Genomic DNA, 16,087 nt, shown 5'->3' with positions numbered 1-16,087 from the left:
TTCGCGACCGTCCGCAGGAACAAAAGGGCCTCGCTAACCGCACGCGAATCGGTGATCGACTAGTCGCCGCTCTCGTCGTCTTTCTCTTCGTCGTCGCGCTCCCCGGGCGTCAGCTGCTCGGGGTCGCGCTCGTAGGCCGGCGTATCGAGGAACTGTTCGATCCGCTCGCGGTCCTCGTCCGAGAGCCCGGGCTCGCTCATCGACCAACACCCCGCGCCGCCGTTCGGTTCGTTCCCCCTACGATCCCCTCAGGAGACTCCTCATCGACGTACATCTGCCCCGGAGTACGTCAGTACCCCAAAAAAGCTCCCGGTCTAAAAGATTAGGCCGCGGTCAGGGGACCGGTTGTCGTCGGGCGCTTATCGCTCCAGAACGACGCCGCCGGCACCGACCGCGACATCGTCACCGGCGACCGCCTTCAGGTTCGCGCCGGTCGGGGTGTCTACCAGCGACCAGCGCCCGCCGGACTGCTCGAAGATAGTGCCGCCGCCGCCGACCGCGACGCCGTCGCCGCCCGCCGTCTCGACGTCGAGCAGATCGGCGTCGCTGAGGCTCTCGGAGGTCCACCGGCTTCCGTTCCACTCGAACACGCTGGCGTTGCCGCCGCTGACCGTCACGTCCGATCGGCCGTCGCTGTCGAGCCCGTAGAACGTCACGTCGGCGTCCTCGATGCCGATCGGCTCCCAGGTGACGCCGTCGGTCGTCTCGAACACGCGCCCGTTCGTGTCGATCGCGTGGGCCGAGCGCGCGCCGAACGTCTCGATCGCGGGCAGCGCCGATCCGCTCCCGGGCGTGACGTAGTCCCAGGTGCCTTCCTCGCCGTTCGCGAAGCTGTAGTAGATCTTGCCCGAGTCGCCGGCGACGTACACCTCGGCGTCGCCGGCCGATCCGACGACCGCGACGTCGTTGAAGTTGTTCGTGACGTCCATCGGCGCCGAGCGGTCCTCCAGGTTGCCCGTCTCGACGTCGTACTCGCCGATCGCGCCGCTGGCACCGACGAACCAGAGGCGTTTCCCGTCGTCCGTCGCGGCCGCGCCGTAGAGGTTGTTTCCGTTGCCGGTGGGGCCGCCGTCGAGCAGCTTGCGCCACCCTCTGTCGGTCCGGCGAAGCACGACGCCGCCGCCGCCCACCGCGTGGGCGCCGCGCGCGGTGTACTGCACGTCGTGGAGGGCACCGTCGACGGGGGTCTCGGCGACCGCCCACTCGCTGTCGGATGCGGCCGCTCCCGCGCCCGCGGCGACGGTGGTCGCGGCAAGCGATGCGCCTGCAGCCTTCAACACCGAACGTCGGGTGCGTTCTGACATGACGCAGTCGTTGCTTTCTGCGCTTGTCATGTAAGGCCCGGAGACGTTTGACGACGTTTACGACGCTTCAAAACCGGTTGAAATAGCGGTGAGCGGTCATATTTTCCGTCGCTCAGAACCGACAGTTTCGAGCCGGCTTTGAACGGTTAATTCAGCACCTCGAACGTCCTATCGATGACGAGTCGCGAGCGGCGGCGGCTCGGTTCGGCAACACCGGTCGATCACACACGATGAGACCCGTCGAAAACGACGCTTCGGCGCGCGTAAACGGTCTTGAAACGACGACGATCGCTCGGTTACCGTGGATGCTTGTCAGGGTCGCCCGCGCACGCCAGCCCCGCGAGGTGGCCGGCCTCCTCGACGACGATGCTCTCGGTTCCGAGGCGCGCTGCGCGTTCGCTACCCGGCATGCAGAACACCGGCACGTCCGTGACGATGCCGGCCGTCGCGCGCGTCGCGACCACTTTCGTCGCGACCTCGTCGTACGATAGCAGGCGGAACAGCTCGCCGAAGCCCGGCAGCTCCTTGTCGAACAGCGGCTCGACGGCCTCGATCGTCACGTCGTCGGGCGTGATCCCCGTCCCGCCGGTCGCGACCACGACGTCGACGTCGCCCCGGTCGGCCAGCCGGTTGATCGCCTGCTGGATGTTGTCGTACTTGTCCTCGATCAGCTCGCGGGTGACGATCTCGTGGCCGGCCGCCTCCATCCCCTCGACGACGGCGTCGCCCGCCGGGTCGTCCGAGAGCGACCGCTCCGAGGAGACGGTTACGACCGCGGTGCCGAGCGCGTCCGGGTCGAGTTCGTCGGGCTCGTCTGCGTCGTGGAGTTCGTCGTCGTCGGCGTCCGCGTCGTGAGACGCCGGTTCGTCGGCGGCGTCTCCGGTCTCCCCGTCGGACGCCGCTTCGGCGTCGTCGTCATCGCCGCCGTTTCGCAGGTCACGCCGGGTGTCGCGCTGCTGAAAGTCGACCATGAACGGCGTTTCGGGCGAGATCCTGAAACCGCTTGTGCCGCTGTCGGACGTTCGGCGTCGCCGGCCACGCCGCCGTCCAGGTCGCCGACTGCGCCGGCGCGACGGTGTACGCGACCGGCGGCTCCGACGAGAAGTGCGAGTACGCCGAGGAGATCGGCGCCGAGGCGGCGATCAACTACGAAGAAGACGACTTCGCCGACGAAATCCGCGACTTGACCGGCAAGCGCGGCGTCGACGTCGTCGTCGACCACGTCGGCGCCGACACGTGGACCGACTCGCTTTCCAGCCTCGCGAAGGGCGGTCGGCTGGTCACCTGCGGCGCGACGACCGGCCACGCGCCCGAGACGAACATCAACCGGATCTTCTGGAACCAGCTCAGCGTGCTCGGCTCGACGATGGCGTCGCCCGGTGAGATCGACGACGCGCTCGAACGCGTCTGGGACGGCACGTTCGAGGTGCAGATCCGCGAGGTGCTGCCGATGAGCGAGACGGCCCGCGCTCACGAGCGACTGGAGAACCGTGAGGGCTTTGGCAAGGTAGTCGTAAAACCCGATAGTGAGTTCTGAGACCGACGACGCGGGCGGCGACGCCGGATCGTCGAGTGACGGGTACACCCACGACCCGGCGGCGTTCGGCGCCGACGGCGAGCGGGTCGACGGAGACGCGGATCGCTCCGGCGACCCCGCCGACGCCGACCGCGAGTTCGACTGGCGGGGCTGGACGCTGGTCGGCGTCATCTTCTTCGCGTTCGTGATCGCGCCGATCGTCACCTACCTGCGCCCGCCGCAGTTGCCGTACTTCCCCGCGCTGATCGCGTTTCCGCTGCTGCCGGCGCTCGGGCTGGGGGTCGTGGCAGTCTGGGCGACGACGCGGCCTTAAAAAAGAGTCCGGCGCCGCCGTCACCCCAGCGCCGTCGGCGGTTCGACGAACGTCTCGTCGAGCCGCCGGACGAGGCTCACGGCGGCGGCGACATCGCCCTCGGGCGTCTCGGGCTGTTCGGCGTACTCCGAGAGCGCCCGGCGCAGGCGCCAGGCTTCATAGCAGGTGAACGGTCGGTCGGTGCCGGCCGTTCCGTCCTCGACCGGCCGGTCTTCGAGCTTTTCGATCGCGTTGATCGCCCACCAGGGCGGCGCTTCGCCGTCTTCTCTGTGGGATTCGACCTGCTGCAGCGTGACGTGATGGACGACCCACTGTTCCGTGCGGCTCATGTCGACTCGGGTCGCGTCACGTCGTCGTGCGGTGGTACTCATGGTCTGTCGCGGGGCCGTTCACCTGCCCCTACGCACGAGTTAGTCCGACGGGATATAAATCCTTGCCACGTGTTAACACACTATATTGGCGTTACGGCCGGCTGTCCAGTTCGGGAGGATCGTCGGGAGAAAGCGGTCGTCAGGCGCGTCGGCTACCGGACGTCGCGGCGCATCGCGATCTCGAACCAGGGACAGAGGCGCAGCTGGCGGTACCACTCGGGGTGCTCGTGGAGGCGCTCGTAGGGAACCCACATCAGGCCCGCGACCTCCTCCTCGTCGGGGTCGAGCGTGGTGTCGTCGAGGGTGAGCTGGAGCACCGCACAGACCTCGTGCTCGATGCCCGCGTTCTCGTAGTAGCGCTTGTACTCGAAGCGGTCGGTCACCCGTAGATCGTCGTACTGGTCGGGCGAGATGCCGAGTTCCTCGTCGAGGCGCTGGCGGGTAGCCTCCTTCTGGGTCTGGCCCTCGACGGGGTGGGAGGCGACCGTACCGTCCCAGTGGGTGTCCCAGAGGCGCTTGTTCGGGGCCCGCTGGGCCAGCAGGATGTTGCCCTCGCCGTCGAACACCAGCGAGGTGAAGGCGCGGTGGCGGATGCCGTCGCCGGTGTGGGCGTCCAGTCGGTTGACCAGTCCTTCGGGGTTGTCGTCGGCGTCGACGGCGATCACGTCCTGCTCGGCGTTCTCGTGTGCCGGCTCGTCGGCGTTCTGCGTGCTCATTACGGCTATAATCTCCGACGGGATTGAAACTCCCTTCGGTTCCGCGCGGCTTTCCGGGTGCGTTCACGAGGTCGGGCTCGGCTCGTACGCCTCGCCGACGAACAGCGGGAGCCGCCGCCGCTCGATCGACACGTCGAGCGACGGCGTCGACACCATCTCGCCGTCGAGGCTGAACTCGATCGGCTCGTCGTCGAGCGATTCGATCGAGATCGCGGGCGCGCGAAGCCGATGCATCGCCGTCTCTTCGCCGGCCAGCAGTCGCCCGAGCGCGCCCTCGCCGAGCAGATCGCCGGAGGGCTGGCCCGCGACGACTGTCACGTCAAGCAGCCCGTCCTCGGCGTCGCCCGGCGCGGGCCACCCCTGGCCGGGGAACCGCCGCGCGTTGCCGATCAGTACCATCAGCGCCCGACCCTCCCAATCGGTGTCGCGCTCCGTGGCGTCGGCGCCGGGTTCGGCGTCGGCCGGTTCGACCGCCTCGTCGACCACCTCGTCGGTCTGGACGCGCAGCGGCAGCCCGTCGTAGTCCGGAAGGTGGCGGATCGTCGCCGCCACGTACGCGAGCACGCCGAGTCTGGCCTTCATTTCGCTGTCGGTCGCCGCGCTCGCGTCGGCGGTCAGCCCGGCCACGCAGGAGTTCACGAAGAGATCGTCGTTAGCTAATCCCACGTCGATTTCCCGAACCTCGCTCCGTTCGATCGCCCGGAACGCGTCGGCGATCCCGCTGATCCCGACGTTCGACGCGAAGTTGTTCCCCGTCCCCGCGGGGACGACCGCGAACGTGACGTCGCCGAGCTTCCCGGCCTCGCGGATGCCGCGGACGACCTCGTTGAGCGTCCCGTCGCCGCCCGCCGCCGCGACGATCGAGGCGCCCGCCGCCGCGGCGTCGCGCGCGAACTCGACGGCGTCGCCCTCGCTCTCGGTCTCGCGGACCTCGAACCCGTGCTCGGCGGCGCGCGATCGGACCTCGGCGACGTGATCGCCGGTTCCGGCGACCGGGTTCAACACGAGCACGCGATCGCCGCCGCCGTCGGTCGCTGCCCGCGTCGCCTGCTCGATCGGTCCGGATCGCCGCCGTCTCCCCTCTCTCCCCATGGTCACCAGTTCGAGAGACGGGGCAAAAGGCGTCGGGCGTCGTCGCTTTGGCGTTCGAGCGCGTACGATTAGCTATGAGCACCGAGCGCAGTACGGACGCCGCGACGCGCGTGGTCGTCTCCTACCCCGCCGATCTCAGCGACTGGGGCCGCCGGCAGGTCGACCGCTCGTCGTTCCGGGCGTTCCTCCGGCGCACCCGCGAGACGGCCCGCGAGGGCGACGTCTGGGAGGAGTTCGTCGGCGTGGGCTGCTGTGGCAACTCGTTGGACGTTCCGCTCCGGGTCGAAGGCGTGGTGGGCGGCTCGGTCATCGACGCCGACACCGAGTTCGACTTCGAGGTCCGCGAGGCCTGCGGGATCGAAGGGAGCTGGCGCGTTCAGAGCGCCGGCGGCCCGTCGAGAGCGAGGGACCCGTCGCGTTCGGATCGACCGACTCAGTCGGGCAGGTAGCGCACGTTCACGACGCCCTCGTCGCTATCCGCTCGGACCTCGACGCGGACCGCGCCGACCCGGGCGGCCCGTTCGAGCGTCGCGGTGTCGTCGAGCACGTCTGCCGCGGCGTCGGCGGTGCGCTCGGGCGGCACCGACAGCACGTGGATCTCCCCCTCGCCGGCGCGCTCGACGCGCTCGACCTCGCCGACGGCCTGGTCGTCTGCGATCTCCATCGCCTGCGTCGTCGGGGCGAGGTCGGTGTCGACCAGTTCGACGCCGCGGCGCTCCTCGACCTCCACGACCTCCCAGGCGACCTCCATCGGCGGCTGTGGCTGGATCGTCGCCTCCAGAACGTCCTGTTCGGTCACGTCGGGATTCGACGCCATCGTGTGGACCTGCCCGTCGCTCACGTCGCGAAACACCGCCGACCCCTCGTCGGCGTGCGTGACGAGGAAGGTTCCGGTCTTCTCGGTCATACGACCGTGTAGGCGCCGGCGCACACTTCGGGCTTTCGAGGCGCCGCGGCTCGCTCGGCGTCGGCGCCGTTTTGCACCGCTTCCGGCTACCGGACGATCCGCTGGACGACGACGATCGTCAGCGCGCCCAGCACCGGCACGGCCAGGCTGTACAGCGCCGGAAGCGCGTAAGCGGCCTCGATCGCCGGCGCGAGGACGCCCGTGGGTTCGCTTCGGAACTCGGCGGGCGCCGAGACGACCAGCGCGAGGTAGAGCGAGAACACGTAGAGGTATCCCGCCAGCCCCAGCGCGGCGTCGCTCCGCCGCGTCGCGGTCTCGCGGCGGTGGTTCCGGGCGACGTAGGCGACCGGCGCGAACAGCGGCACGAGCAGGGCCAGCACGATCACGGGCAACACGCCGCGCGCGATCTTGTTGAGCGCGGTGTGGCCGACCGTCTCGGCGATCCAGACCGGCAGCGCCAGCACAACCGTCAGCACCAACAGCAGGCCGACGAGCGCGCTGACCCAGACGTACGATCGCAGGACGTGCGACGCGCTCTCGCGCCGCGACTGCCCGAGCGCCCGTCGCAGCGCGCTGTACGACGCCGGAGCCCGGCTGTCGTCGGCCCCGGCGTCGGCGTCCACCGTCCCGCCGTCCGTCGCTTCGGCGTCCGGCCGTCCGCCGTCGGCCGCCGCGGCTCCCTCGTTCGTCCCGTCGGTGACGCCGCCGTCGGTCATTCCGCGAACCTTGGGGCGGAACGGGGTTAAACGCCGCGGTGTCGGCCGCAACGGCGGAAGCGCCCGGCGCGAGACGGCGTTCTGAGGGCACCCGACGCTCGGCGAGGGCACCGGACGACGCTGATCGCGCAGACGCCCCCGGCGGGTTTTTGACTCCCCGCGCTCAGGCTTCGCGTATGTACGTCGATCTGGGCAACGCGCTGTCGTCTGTCGCATCGCCGGGTGTGTCGCGCGAGTCGCTGGAACGGCTGGACGAGGACGTGGCGGCGGCCCACGAGCGCATCGAGCGCGGGCGGGCGAACGACGAGCACGGCTACGCCGCCCTGAACCTCCCCGAGACGGCCGACCCCGATGCGATCAAATCAACCGTCGCGCCCGTCGCGGACGCCGAAGCGCTGGTGATCGTCGGCATCGGCGGCTCCGCGCTGGGCGCGGCCACGCTCGCCGACGCCCTCGACAGCGACGTGGACACGCACGTACTGGACAACGTCGACCCCGTCGACATCACCGCACTGCTCGACGACCTCTCGCTCGCCGATACCGCCGTGAACGTCGTCTCGCGCTCGGGCACCACCGCCGAGACGCTGGCGAACTTCCTGGTGGTGCGCGAGGCGTTCGAGACCGCCGGCGTCGACTGGACCGACCGAACAGTCGTGACGACCGGCGAAGCAGGACCCCTCCGAGATCTCGCCGACACGCACGATCTGCCGGTTCTCAAGGTCCCCGACGGCGTCCCCGGGCGCTTTTCGGTGCTGTCGACCGTCGGGCTGGCGGCGGCGGCGATCCGCGGCGACGACGTCGAGGCGCTGCTGGCCGGCGGCCGCGACGTCGCCGACTCGCTGTCGGGATCCCTGTTCGACTCGCCCGCCTACGCCTACGGCGCGACGACCTACGCGCTGGACAACCGCGGCGCCTCGATCAACGCGATGTTGCCCTACGCCGAGGGGTTAGAGACCTACGCGGAGTGGTACGCCCAGCTGTGGGCCGAGAGTCTGGGCAAGGACGGCCTCGGTCAGACGCCGGTGCGCGCGCTGGGCGCGACCGACCAGCACTCCCAGCTCCAACTGTATCGAGCGGGCCCGCGCAACACGATGGTCTCGTTCGTCCGCCCACGAGAGCGGCCCGACCGGGCGATTCCCGAGACGGATGTCGAAGGGCTATCGTATCTGGGCGACGCCACGCTGGGCGAGCTGCTCGACGCCGAGTTCGAGGCGACCGAGGCCAGCCTCGCCGCCGCCGGGCGCCCGAACGTCCGCATCGAGATCGAGCGGGTCGACGAGCGCGGACTGGGCCAACTGCTGTACGGGCTCGAAGCCGCCTGCGTGCTGGCGGGCGAACTCCACGGCATCGACACGTTCGTTCAGCCCGCCGTCGAGTGGGGCAAAAACGCCGCCCGTGGCCTGCTCGGCGCCGACGGCGAGTACCCCGAAGCCGACGCCGTCGAAGACAAGGAGCGGCTGATCGTAGAGTGACGCTGGGATCGTGACGTGGCGACGGCGTCCTGGCGCGCGTTCGTACCGTCCGCGGCGCGGCGGTCACCTCGCAAATCCGATAACGCTGGTTCTTTGGTGGCGACGCCTCTCGGTTCGGCCATGAGCCAACGGTACGCCCCCGGCGTCGGCGTCGCGCTGGCCGGGCTCGCGCTCGCGGCGTCGCTCCAGCCGTGGCCCGCCTCGGCGACGCTAACCGCCGAGATATCGCTGGCCGGCGGGTCGGCCAGCCTGACGCCGATCGCCGCGGCGCTGGCCGCCGCCTCGCTCGCCGCGTTTCTCGCGCGTCGGTACGACGCGCTCGGCCAGGTCGAGGGGAGCCTCGCGGCCGGAATCGCGAGCGTCGCAACCGCCCTGTACGCGCTCGGCGTCGTCGTTCGGGCTGTGGGCGCCGGCGACGATCCGGGTATCTGGCCCGCAACGGCGCTGGCTGCGGGCACCGTCGCCGGCCTCGCCGCGCTCGTCGACGGGCTCGGGTTCGACGCCGACGACGTGCTCGATCGGGTGCAACTGACCGTCTCCGGTGCGATTCTCGGCGTTCTCGGACTGCTGGTGCTCTCGCTGTGGAACACGCTGTTGCTCGCGATCGCCGGCGGGATCGTCGGATCGCCCGGCGCCGGGACGCGCATCCTCATTAGCACGGCCGCCACCGGGATCGGCAGCGCGACGGTCGTGTTCGGCTACCTGGACGGCACCGACCGCGGACTCGACTTCCTCGACGTCGACTGGCCGGACACCCGCGACGTCGTCTACGGCGTCGGCGGGTTCGTCGTCCTGTTGCTCGTGTTGCTGGTCGGCGCGGAACTGGTCGACGTGCTGGGGTTCTCCTCGGCCGAGCACAGCATCGTCCAGACCGCCCGCGAGAACGATCCGGCCATCCTGCTGTGGCTGATCGTGCCCTCGGTGTTGCTGGTCGGGCCCGGCGAAGAGCTGCTGTACCGAAACGTGATCCAGAAGTCGCTGTACGACTCCTTCTCCCGGACCGGCGCCGTGCTGGTGACCAGCGCGCTGTTCGCGCTGATCCACTTTCCGGCGTACGCGACCGGCGGCCTGCTCGAGACGATCGGCAGCCTCCTGTTGATCGTCCCGCTGTCGATCGTGCTCGGCTTCGCCTTCGCCCGCACGGAGAACGTCGTCGTCTCGGCGCTGATCCACGGCGCGTTCAACGGGTTCCAGTACGCGGCGCTGTACGTCGCGATCACCCGCGACATCGCGTTCGTCTGAGCGACTCGCCTCCGGCGCAACTATCCGGAAACCGGATCGGCCCAAACGTTCACATACGCTTATAGCTCGATCTCTCGGCACTCTCACACGAACCATGCAACAGCCCGGAGTCACCGCCGCGCGCGTCCCCGAGGAACTGGAGTCCCCCCGCGCGAAGCTGGTCTATCTCCACCTCTCGACGGCAGGGTGGAGCACCGTCTCGGACATCCAACACGCCCTCGGGCTAAAGAAGATCACGCTCCTGAGCATCCTCGATACGCTCCACGGCCGCGAGTACGTCGAGCGGCGCGGGAACGCGTTCCGCTGTCGGGCGGGCTGAGGGCGACGGCTGCCGGACCGATCCGCTGATACCGGCGTGAGAGCGACTCTGCTCACCGGTAGCATGCCTCCGTCTGATTCTTGAAGCCTCAGCTACAAGAAGACCGTATGGGTGAACGGCGGCAGCGGTTCAACGGCGACGCGTCCGTCCTCCATCACAGGGCGGTCAGGACGCCGCTGCCCGACGCCGATGCCGAGCGGCTGTTCCACGAGAACATGATGGCGGTCGCGGACGGCCGGGAGCGGAAGGCCGAACTGCTCGCCGACCCGGACGTGCCGCTGCTGGAGGCCTACGAGCGGGAACTCGAACGCGTCGCCGAGAGCTTCGAGCGCCGCCTCCGTCGCTTCGCGGGCGAGGATTACGAGGAAGTCGCGATGGCGACCCAGCGCGGCGAGCGCGACGATCGGGTCGGGCGGCTGGCGTCGTACTACGTCGAGGGGATCTGGCGGATCCAGCAGCGCAACACCGTCGCCGAGATGCTGTTTTTCCCCCTCATCCTCCGGTACCCCGATAGCTTCACGATCAACGTGCGGTTCGCGAACTGCTACGACACGACCGAGTCGATTCGGTACGAGTCGCCGGCACATCTCACGGAAGACCTGTCGGCCGACCACACCGAAACCTACTACGCCGAGAGCCAGTACTCTCAGCGACAGGCCGCGAGGTACGTCCGCGAGACTGCCGAGATCATCCGCGAGGAGTTTCCCCACCCCGACCGGAGCGAGTTCGAGGAGCGCAAGTACGGCGGCATCGTCTCGGCGGGCGGACGCCGCGGCGCGACGTTCTCGACGATGCTCCGGCGCGTCGAGCCGGATGCCGACAGATTCTCGGAGCTGATCGAGACGCCGCGGCTCGTCGAAGCGGGTCGGGAAGCCAAGCGGACCGAGCAGGAACTGCTTCGGGACGGCGAAGTGTTACTCTGAGGCGATCGAGCCGCGGATCGCAGTCAAAAAAGCGGCGTCGCTACTCCTCGGTCGAGGTCTTGTCGAGATCCTTCTCGCCCTCGTAGATCTCGTAGCCGTCCTGGGCGACCTTCTCGGCGAGCACGGCGCACTTGACTCGCATCGGGCTGACGTCGACGCCCAGCATCTCGGTCACGTCGTCCCGACCCATCTCCATCAGCTCCTCGATCGACGTCCCCTGCAGTTCCGAGGAGAGCATACTCGCGCTGGCCTGACTGATCGCACAGCCGTCCCCCTGGAACGCGACGCGCTCGATCACGCCGGTCTCCTCGTCGAGCGCCACATCCATCCGAATCTCGTCGCCGCACATCGGGTTCTCGCCGACGTGCGTGTAGGTGGGATCCTCGAGTTCCCCGTAGTTTCGGGGGTTCTTGTAGTGGTCGAGAATCTGCTGTCGGTACATGTCCGATCCCATTCCCATAGCTGGTTCGTGGTACGCGCGTACGGCGGAAAAGGGTTCCGACGCCGGATTTCGGGCGCTTGACCGCCGGATTCCGTCGGCGACGCTTCGTCCCGTGGCGTCCGAAGCTGCGGCGGAGAGCGGGGATCGCGCGGATCGGGGCCGAAGCCATCGGCGCGCCGCGTCGATCAGCCCGCTCGGCCGCGCGAGGCAGAAAGAACCGCGAGCTGCGGGCGTCGTTCGGACGAGTGAATCGGTCTAGCAGGCCCGCAGCGGCGTCTGCACGTCGTTCGTGGCGTGGTCACTTCGCTCGATCGAACACCTCCGACGTGACGTTCGTCGTTCTATCGCAAGTATTTTTCCTAGAATGTCGCAATATAATCGATATAGGAAGATGTTCGTCAGAGAATAGCGGCCGACGACTGAGCGTCGTTTCCCGACCGACGGCTCGGCGTCCAGTCAGTCCTCGGACGTCGGCTCGGCGGGCTGTGGCGACTGTTCGGCGCTCGCCTCCCCGTACGCGGCGCGGTAGCGCGCGAGCTTCCGGTACAGCAGATAGCCGAACAGGCCGTCGTACAGGAGGATAAAGCCGAGCAGGCCGACGAACGACAGCCCGAGCAGGCCGACGAGCGTGTTGTACGTGGCGTGGATCAGGGCGGCGATCAGCAGCCCCTTGACGACGATCGGCCCTCTGTCGTCGGGGTTGAACTTCGCCAGCCCGAGGTAGTAGCCCGCGAAGCCCGAGTAGATGACGTGCCCCGGTCCGACGAACGCTCGCTGGGTGGCGGTCCCGGCGGCGACCTCCAGTTGCTGACCCATCCCGCCGGCGCTGGCCGCCGCGAGGAACTCGCGGGTGATGTACAGCGAGTTCTCGATCGTCGCGAAGCCGAGCCCGGCGACGGCGCCGTATACCGCGCCGTCGACGACCGTCTGAAACGTGTCGCCTCGGTAGGCGAACAGCCGGACCGCGAGCAGCTTGACGGACTCCTCGATCGGCCCGACGACCAGGAAGAAGTACAGCACGATGCCGACGACCGGCACCAGTTCGAACGGAATGCGGAGGATCGTGTTGAGGACGGCCGCGAAGCTCGCGAACAGCACGGACAGCAGAAACGTCACCGCGAGCGGCCCCAGTGGTTCCTTGACGGTCGGATCGGCGCGCCAGAGGAACCACGCCAGCGCCAGCGCCGGCACGGACGACAGCAGCGTCAGCACGCCCAGCGACGGGTTCCCCACGATTGCGTAGCCGCTGGCGGCGAGTTGGGCGACCAGCAACGCGAACGCGAGCGCGATCACGACGTAGATCGAGACGAGCTTTAGCCCCCTGTGGATCCCGACGGCCGCCCGGTCGAGCGCGGACCGCGGCTCCCAGGTAGCGACGTCGTAGAGGTCCTGTTCCCCGTCGTCGCGCTCCTGTAACGGGTCGCGTCTCTCTCCCATGTGCCACCCTTCTTTGTGATTGACCGTGGTGATTCTTGCGGCTCTTTTGCGGGGCGCCTGCGGCGTCATACGGTCGGCGTCGAGTCACCGCGAGGCCGAATTTGCCTCCTCGCGTCACGCGGTCGCATTTTCGAAGCCAGGCGCGACCCTACGTGGAGCAGTTGTTCCCGAAAAGCAGTTTCGACTCTCCTAATATCCACAAAAGATCATTAGTATAGGGTGTGAAACGGTACCTATGCCAGGAGGAAGCGACCAGACGCTCCGACCGTTCCTGTGGCGCGCCGGCAACCTGTACCCCGACCGCGAGATCGTCTCGCGGACCCACGAGGGGGTAGAGCGCTACACGTACGACGAGTACGCCGACCGCGCGGCCGCGCTCGCGTCGGCGCTCGACGACGCCGGCGTCGAGGAAGGCGACCGCGTGGGGACCGTCTGCTGGAACCATCACCGCCACTTCGAGGCGTACTTCGCGATCCCCGGCGTCGGCGCCCAGTTGCACACGATCAACCCGCTGTTGCCCGAGCACCACCTCCAGCACATCGTCGAGGACGCTCAGGACCGCATCCTGCTGATCGACCCGTCACTGCTGGAGGCGATCGAGGCGGCCTACGACTCCGACGCGTTCGCGAGCGTCGAGCAGTTCGTCGTGATGGGCTCGGAGGTGCCTGACACCTCGCTCGAACCGGTCGTCGCCTACGAGGAGTTCGTCGACGGCGACGCCGCCTTCGACGGGTACGACTGGCCGGACGTTTCCGAGGACCAGCCCGCCGGGCTATGTTACACCTCGGGGACGACCGGCGACCCCAAGGGTGTCGAGTACACCCAGCAGATGCTGTGGTCTCACACGATGGCGACGCTGCCGCAAGCCGGTCTGGACATCGGCGCCGACGACGTCGTGATGCCGGTGGTGCCGATGTTCCACGTCAACGCCTGGGGGATGCCGTTCTCGTCGACCGCGGCGGGTGCGAAGCACGTCTATCCCGGCCCCTCGCCCGATCCCGCTGACCTCGCGACGCTGATCGAAGAGGAGGGCGTGACGCTCACCGCGGGCGTCCCGACGGTCTGGCTCGGTCTGCTGGAGTACTTGGAGGAGAACGACGCCGACCTCGGTAGTTTGGAGCGGATCGTTATCGGCGGCAGCGCGGCGCCCGAGTCGGTCGTCCGGCGGTTCGACGAGGAGTACGACGTCGACGTGCTCCACGCCTGGGGGATGACCGAGACGTCGCCGATCGGCACCGTCGCCCACCTCAAGCCCGGGATGGGCGACTGGGACGCCGATCGCCAGTACGAAAAGCGCACCAAGCAGGGGCTGCTCGTCCCCGGCCTGGAGTTCAAAGTTGTCGACGACGACGGCGAGGAAGTGCCCTGGAACGGCGAGGACTTCGGCGAGTTACTGATCAAGGGACCGTGGGTCACCACCGAGTACTTCCAGCGCCCCGACGCCACCGAGGCCGAGTTCGACGACGAGGAGTTCCTCCGGACTGGGGACGTGGTGACGGTCGACGAGGACGGCTACGTCCACATCGTCGACCGGGCGAAAGACGTCATCAAGAGCGGGGGTGAGTGGATCTCCTCGCTCGAACTCGAAAACGCGCTGATGGGCCACGACGACGTCGCGGAGGCGACCGTAATCGGCGTCCCCCACGAGCGCTGGCAGGAGCGTCCCGTCGCGTTCGTCGTCCCGGGCGACGACGCGGCGGAGGGCGCCCTCGCGGCCAGCCTCGCGTCGATGATCGAGGAGGAGTACCCGCGCTGGTGGACGCCCGACGAGTTCGTGTTCATCGACGCCGTGCCCAAGACCGCGACCGGCAAGTTCGACAAGAAGTCGCTCCGCGACGAGTACGCCGACGAGTCGCTCGTCGAGGGGCAGGCGCCCGACGACGCCGCGCCCGAGCAGGACTAAGATCCCACCCCGACCGACTTCGGGACGGTCAGCGTGAGGTGAGTTCCGTCGAACGACCATCGGAGGCGGTCGGTCGCGGCGCCCCGGACGGCGCTCAGATCGATCCGTCGCTCGCCCGACTGGTCGACGATGACGGCGCCGTCGTCCGGGCGGTGTTCCACAGTGATCCGCGCTTCTCTACACTCGTCGAACGTCAGAAACGTCTCGAAGCGGTCGTCGAACTCGACCCAGCGATCGCCGACTGGTCCGTCCTCGCGCGCCGACGCTTCGGCGTCCGTCGCGGGGTCGCTCTCGCCGTCGTCGTGCGGACCCGTTTTGCCGTGCTCGGGATTCCACTCGTAGTGACGCCGCCGCGCGCTCGCAGAGAGAAACGTCCTGTCACAGCCCGCGCACGCGAACTTCCCTGTTCGGCTCATGCGATGTAGGGAGAATCCCAGACCGGGGTCGCATGGCTCTTGTGGCCGTGGTGGCCCCGAAGTTTCCGCGCTACAGTTCTTCGAGCAGCTTCGCGCTCGCGGACGTGCCCTCGCGGTTGAACGACAGCACCTTCGCCCGCAGCATGTCCGCCGGCTCGACGGTCTCGGGAACGTCCGTGACGAACACGACGAACCCCTCGACCTTCACGAGGGCGTCTTTGCGTCCGCTGTGGTGGTCGGTCAGCTCCTCGACGCCGGCTTCGATCACATCGCCCTTCTCGACCGGCGGCGCTCGGTCCTGTGCGGCTTCGTGGGCCTGCCGTGACGCAGCGTCCGATCGGACCGAGCGGAGGCGCCACGCCAGCGCGGCGACGAGGAGGGCGAGGACGACGACACCGCCGCCGAGCAGGTAGCTGATATCGACCGGGAGACTCATGCTCTCGGAATGGTGCGTGGGGGGTAAAAATCCGCCCGCTTTCGATCTGGCGTGCGTCCCGCCGCAGGATCGCGGCTCGCCGGCGTCGTCTCTCTCGGCGGTGAGAACGTTCCGACACTGTTTGTCACTTGGTGACAATCAACGCAATGCTTAGGTTCTCTGCGCGCCTATTTTGAACTGCGTAGCGATGCGCGGTGACGAGCCGATGGAAAAGAACGTTGGCGGATTCGATCGAACGTGGCGGCTGGTTCTCGGTCCGGTTCTGGTACTGGTCGGGATCGCCGCCTTCAGCGGCTTCGTCTCTCTGAGCGCGACCGTCGCGGCGATCGCTCTGATCGTCGGCGGCGTGTTTACCGCGACCGGCGTCCTGCGGATGTGCTTCATCAACAGGCTGCTCGGGATCGACACCTCCGGGGGCGCGTCCGAAGCGTCGGACGCTCCCGCCGAGAAGTCGGCGGAGAGACCGCAGTAACCCTTTTCAAACGACCCGCGATCGCGAGCAGCCGTGGTTGCGCCGATCGCGCTACGAGAATATCTCAGC

The 16,087-nt window shown here is 68.4% G+C and carries 20 protein-coding genes and 1 pseudogene; 9 read left to right on the top strand and 12 right to left on the bottom strand.

Annotated elements, in window-relative coordinates; translation table 11 throughout:
* Positions 1 to 59: 59 nt before the first annotated feature.
* From NO931_RS16395 to NO931_RS16385, 3 genes are all read right to left on the bottom strand, one after another.
* A complete protein-coding gene (locus NO931_RS16395; RefSeq protein ID WP_256393434.1) occupies positions 60 to 200 on the bottom strand; it encodes a hypothetical protein in 141 nt (46 codons plus the stop codon).
* Between the two features lie 159 nt (positions 201 to 359).
* Positions 360 to 1,304 (bottom strand): beta propeller repeat protein, encoded by a 945-nt coding sequence (locus NO931_RS16390; protein ID WP_256393433.1) that lies wholly within the window; start codon positions 1,302 to 1,304, stop codon positions 360 to 362.
* A 296-nt stretch (positions 1,305 to 1,600) separates the two neighbouring features.
* Positions 1,601 to 2,275 (bottom strand): MogA/MoaB family molybdenum cofactor biosynthesis protein, encoded by a 675-nt coding sequence (locus NO931_RS16385; RefSeq protein WP_256393432.1) that lies wholly within the window; start codon positions 2,273 to 2,275, stop codon positions 1,601 to 1,603.
* Positions 2,276 to 2,328: 53 nt separating this feature from the next.
* Here NO931_RS16385 and NO931_RS16380 point away from each other — a divergent pair.
* Both NO931_RS16380 and NO931_RS16375 read left to right on the top strand, forming a co-directional pair.
* Positions 2,329 to 2,841 (top strand): annotated as a pseudogene (locus NO931_RS16380) (zinc-binding dehydrogenase); the annotation flags it as partial.
* A complete protein-coding gene (locus tag NO931_RS16375; protein WP_256393431.1) occupies positions 2,831 to 3,154 on the top strand; it encodes a DUF7977 family protein in 324 nt (107 codons plus the stop codon). The pseudogene NO931_RS16380 and the gene NO931_RS16375, both read left to right, overlap by 11 nt.
* Positions 3,155 to 3,174: 20 nt before the next feature.
* Here the strand turns inward: NO931_RS16375 and NO931_RS16370 are convergent, their stop codons facing one another.
* From NO931_RS16370 to NO931_RS16360, 3 genes are all read right to left on the bottom strand, one after another.
* Positions 3,175 to 3,483 carry a DUF7853 family protein gene (locus tag NO931_RS16370; protein WP_256393430.1) on the bottom strand — a complete coding sequence of 103 codons (309 nt, stop codon included), beginning with the start codon at positions 3,481 to 3,483 and terminating at the stop codon, positions 3,175 to 3,177.
* Between the two features lie 194 nt (positions 3,484 to 3,677).
* Positions 3,678 to 4,241 carry an NUDIX hydrolase gene (locus tag NO931_RS16365; RefSeq protein ID WP_256393429.1) on the bottom strand — a complete coding sequence of 188 codons (564 nt, stop codon included), beginning with the start codon at positions 4,239 to 4,241 and terminating at the stop codon, positions 3,678 to 3,680.
* Positions 4,242 to 4,304: 63 nt separating this feature from the next.
* On the bottom strand, positions 4,305 to 5,333 hold the full coding sequence (locus NO931_RS16360; protein WP_256393428.1) for a diacylglycerol/lipid kinase family protein: 1,029 nt from the start codon (positions 5,331 to 5,333) through the stop codon (positions 4,305 to 4,307).
* Positions 5,334 to 5,407: 74 nt separating this feature from the next.
* On the opposite strand from NO931_RS16360, the gene NO931_RS16355 reads away from it, so the two are divergent.
* Entirely contained in the window at positions 5,408 to 5,782 is a 375-nt protein-coding gene (locus tag NO931_RS16355) for a DUF7968 family protein (protein ID WP_256393427.1), read from the top strand.
* Here NO931_RS16355 and NO931_RS16350 read toward each other — a convergent pair.
* Positions 5,767 to 6,240 carry a DUF5812 family protein gene (locus tag NO931_RS16350; protein ID WP_256393426.1) on the bottom strand — a complete coding sequence of 158 codons (474 nt, stop codon included), beginning with the start codon at positions 6,238 to 6,240 and terminating at the stop codon, positions 5,767 to 5,769. The genes NO931_RS16355 and NO931_RS16350 overlap by 16 nt on opposite strands.
* Before the next feature lie 86 nt (positions 6,241 to 6,326).
* Complete coding sequence (locus NO931_RS16345; RefSeq protein WP_256393425.1) at positions 6,327 to 6,956, bottom strand: DUF8056 family protein; 630 nt, start codon at positions 6,954 to 6,956, stop codon at positions 6,327 to 6,329.
* Positions 6,957 to 7,132: 176 nt separating this feature from the next.
* Here NO931_RS16345 and NO931_RS16340 point away from each other — a divergent pair, with 176 nt between their 5' ends.
* From NO931_RS16340 to NO931_RS16325, 4 genes are all read left to right on the top strand, one after another.
* Entirely contained in the window at positions 7,133 to 8,428 is a 1,296-nt protein-coding gene (locus NO931_RS16340; RefSeq protein ID WP_256393424.1) for a phosphoglucose isomerase-related protein, read from the top strand.
* 120 nt (positions 8,429 to 8,548) lie between these two features.
* Positions 8,549 to 9,670, top strand: coding sequence for a CPBP family intramembrane glutamic endopeptidase (locus NO931_RS16335; protein WP_256393423.1), 1,122 nt, complete (start codon positions 8,549 to 8,551; stop codon positions 9,668 to 9,670).
* Between the two features lie 94 nt (positions 9,671 to 9,764).
* A complete protein-coding gene (locus tag NO931_RS16330; protein ID WP_256393422.1) occupies positions 9,765 to 9,989 on the top strand; it encodes a TrmB family transcriptional regulator in 225 nt (74 codons plus the stop codon).
* A 107-nt stretch (positions 9,990 to 10,096) separates the two neighbouring features.
* Positions 10,097 to 10,912 (top strand): HVO_2248 family motility-related protein, encoded by an 816-nt coding sequence (locus NO931_RS16325; RefSeq protein ID WP_256393421.1) that lies wholly within the window; start codon positions 10,097 to 10,099, stop codon positions 10,910 to 10,912.
* Between the two features lie 40 nt (positions 10,913 to 10,952).
* Here NO931_RS16325 and sufU read toward each other — a convergent pair whose 3' ends face one another.
* Entirely contained in the window at positions 10,953 to 11,372 is a 420-nt protein-coding gene (gene sufU / locus NO931_RS16320) for a Fe-S cluster assembly sulfur transfer protein SufU (RefSeq protein ID WP_256393420.1), read from the bottom strand.
* 438 nt (positions 11,373 to 11,810) lie between these two features.
* The gene (locus NO931_RS16315; protein ID WP_256393419.1) at positions 11,811 to 12,791 is read right to left on the bottom strand and encodes a PrsW family intramembrane metalloprotease; all 981 of its coding nucleotides are present in this window, start codon (positions 12,789 to 12,791) and stop codon (positions 11,811 to 11,813) included.
* 235 nt (positions 12,792 to 13,026) lie between these two features.
* Between NO931_RS16315 and NO931_RS16310 the strand changes: the two genes are divergently transcribed.
* Positions 13,027 to 14,694 carry a long-chain fatty acid--CoA ligase gene (locus NO931_RS16310; protein ID WP_256393418.1) on the top strand — a complete coding sequence of 556 codons (1,668 nt, stop codon included), beginning with the start codon at positions 13,027 to 13,029 and terminating at the stop codon, positions 14,692 to 14,694.
* Here NO931_RS16310 and NO931_RS16305 read toward each other — a convergent pair.
* The gene (locus tag NO931_RS16305) at positions 14,691 to 15,110 is read right to left on the bottom strand and encodes a hypothetical protein (RefSeq protein ID WP_256393417.1); all 420 of its coding nucleotides are present in this window, start codon (positions 15,108 to 15,110) and stop codon (positions 14,691 to 14,693) included. The genes NO931_RS16310 and NO931_RS16305 overlap by 4 nt on opposite strands.
* Before the next feature lie 70 nt (positions 15,111 to 15,180).
* On the bottom strand, positions 15,181 to 15,546 hold the full coding sequence (locus NO931_RS16300; RefSeq protein ID WP_256393416.1) for a hypothetical protein: 366 nt from the start codon (positions 15,544 to 15,546) through the stop codon (positions 15,181 to 15,183).
* 205 nt (positions 15,547 to 15,751) lie between these two features.
* Between NO931_RS16300 and NO931_RS16295 the strand changes: the two genes are divergently transcribed.
* Entirely contained in the window at positions 15,752 to 16,018 is a 267-nt protein-coding gene (locus NO931_RS16295) for a YgaP family membrane protein (protein WP_256393415.1), read from the top strand.
* Positions 16,019 to 16,087 lie beyond the last annotated feature (69 nt).

This window comes from Natronoarchaeum rubrum (genome assembly GCF_024494695.1).
The sequence above is the reverse complement of the archived record's forward strand: the minus strand, read 5'-3'. Positions and strand labels throughout refer to the sequence as shown.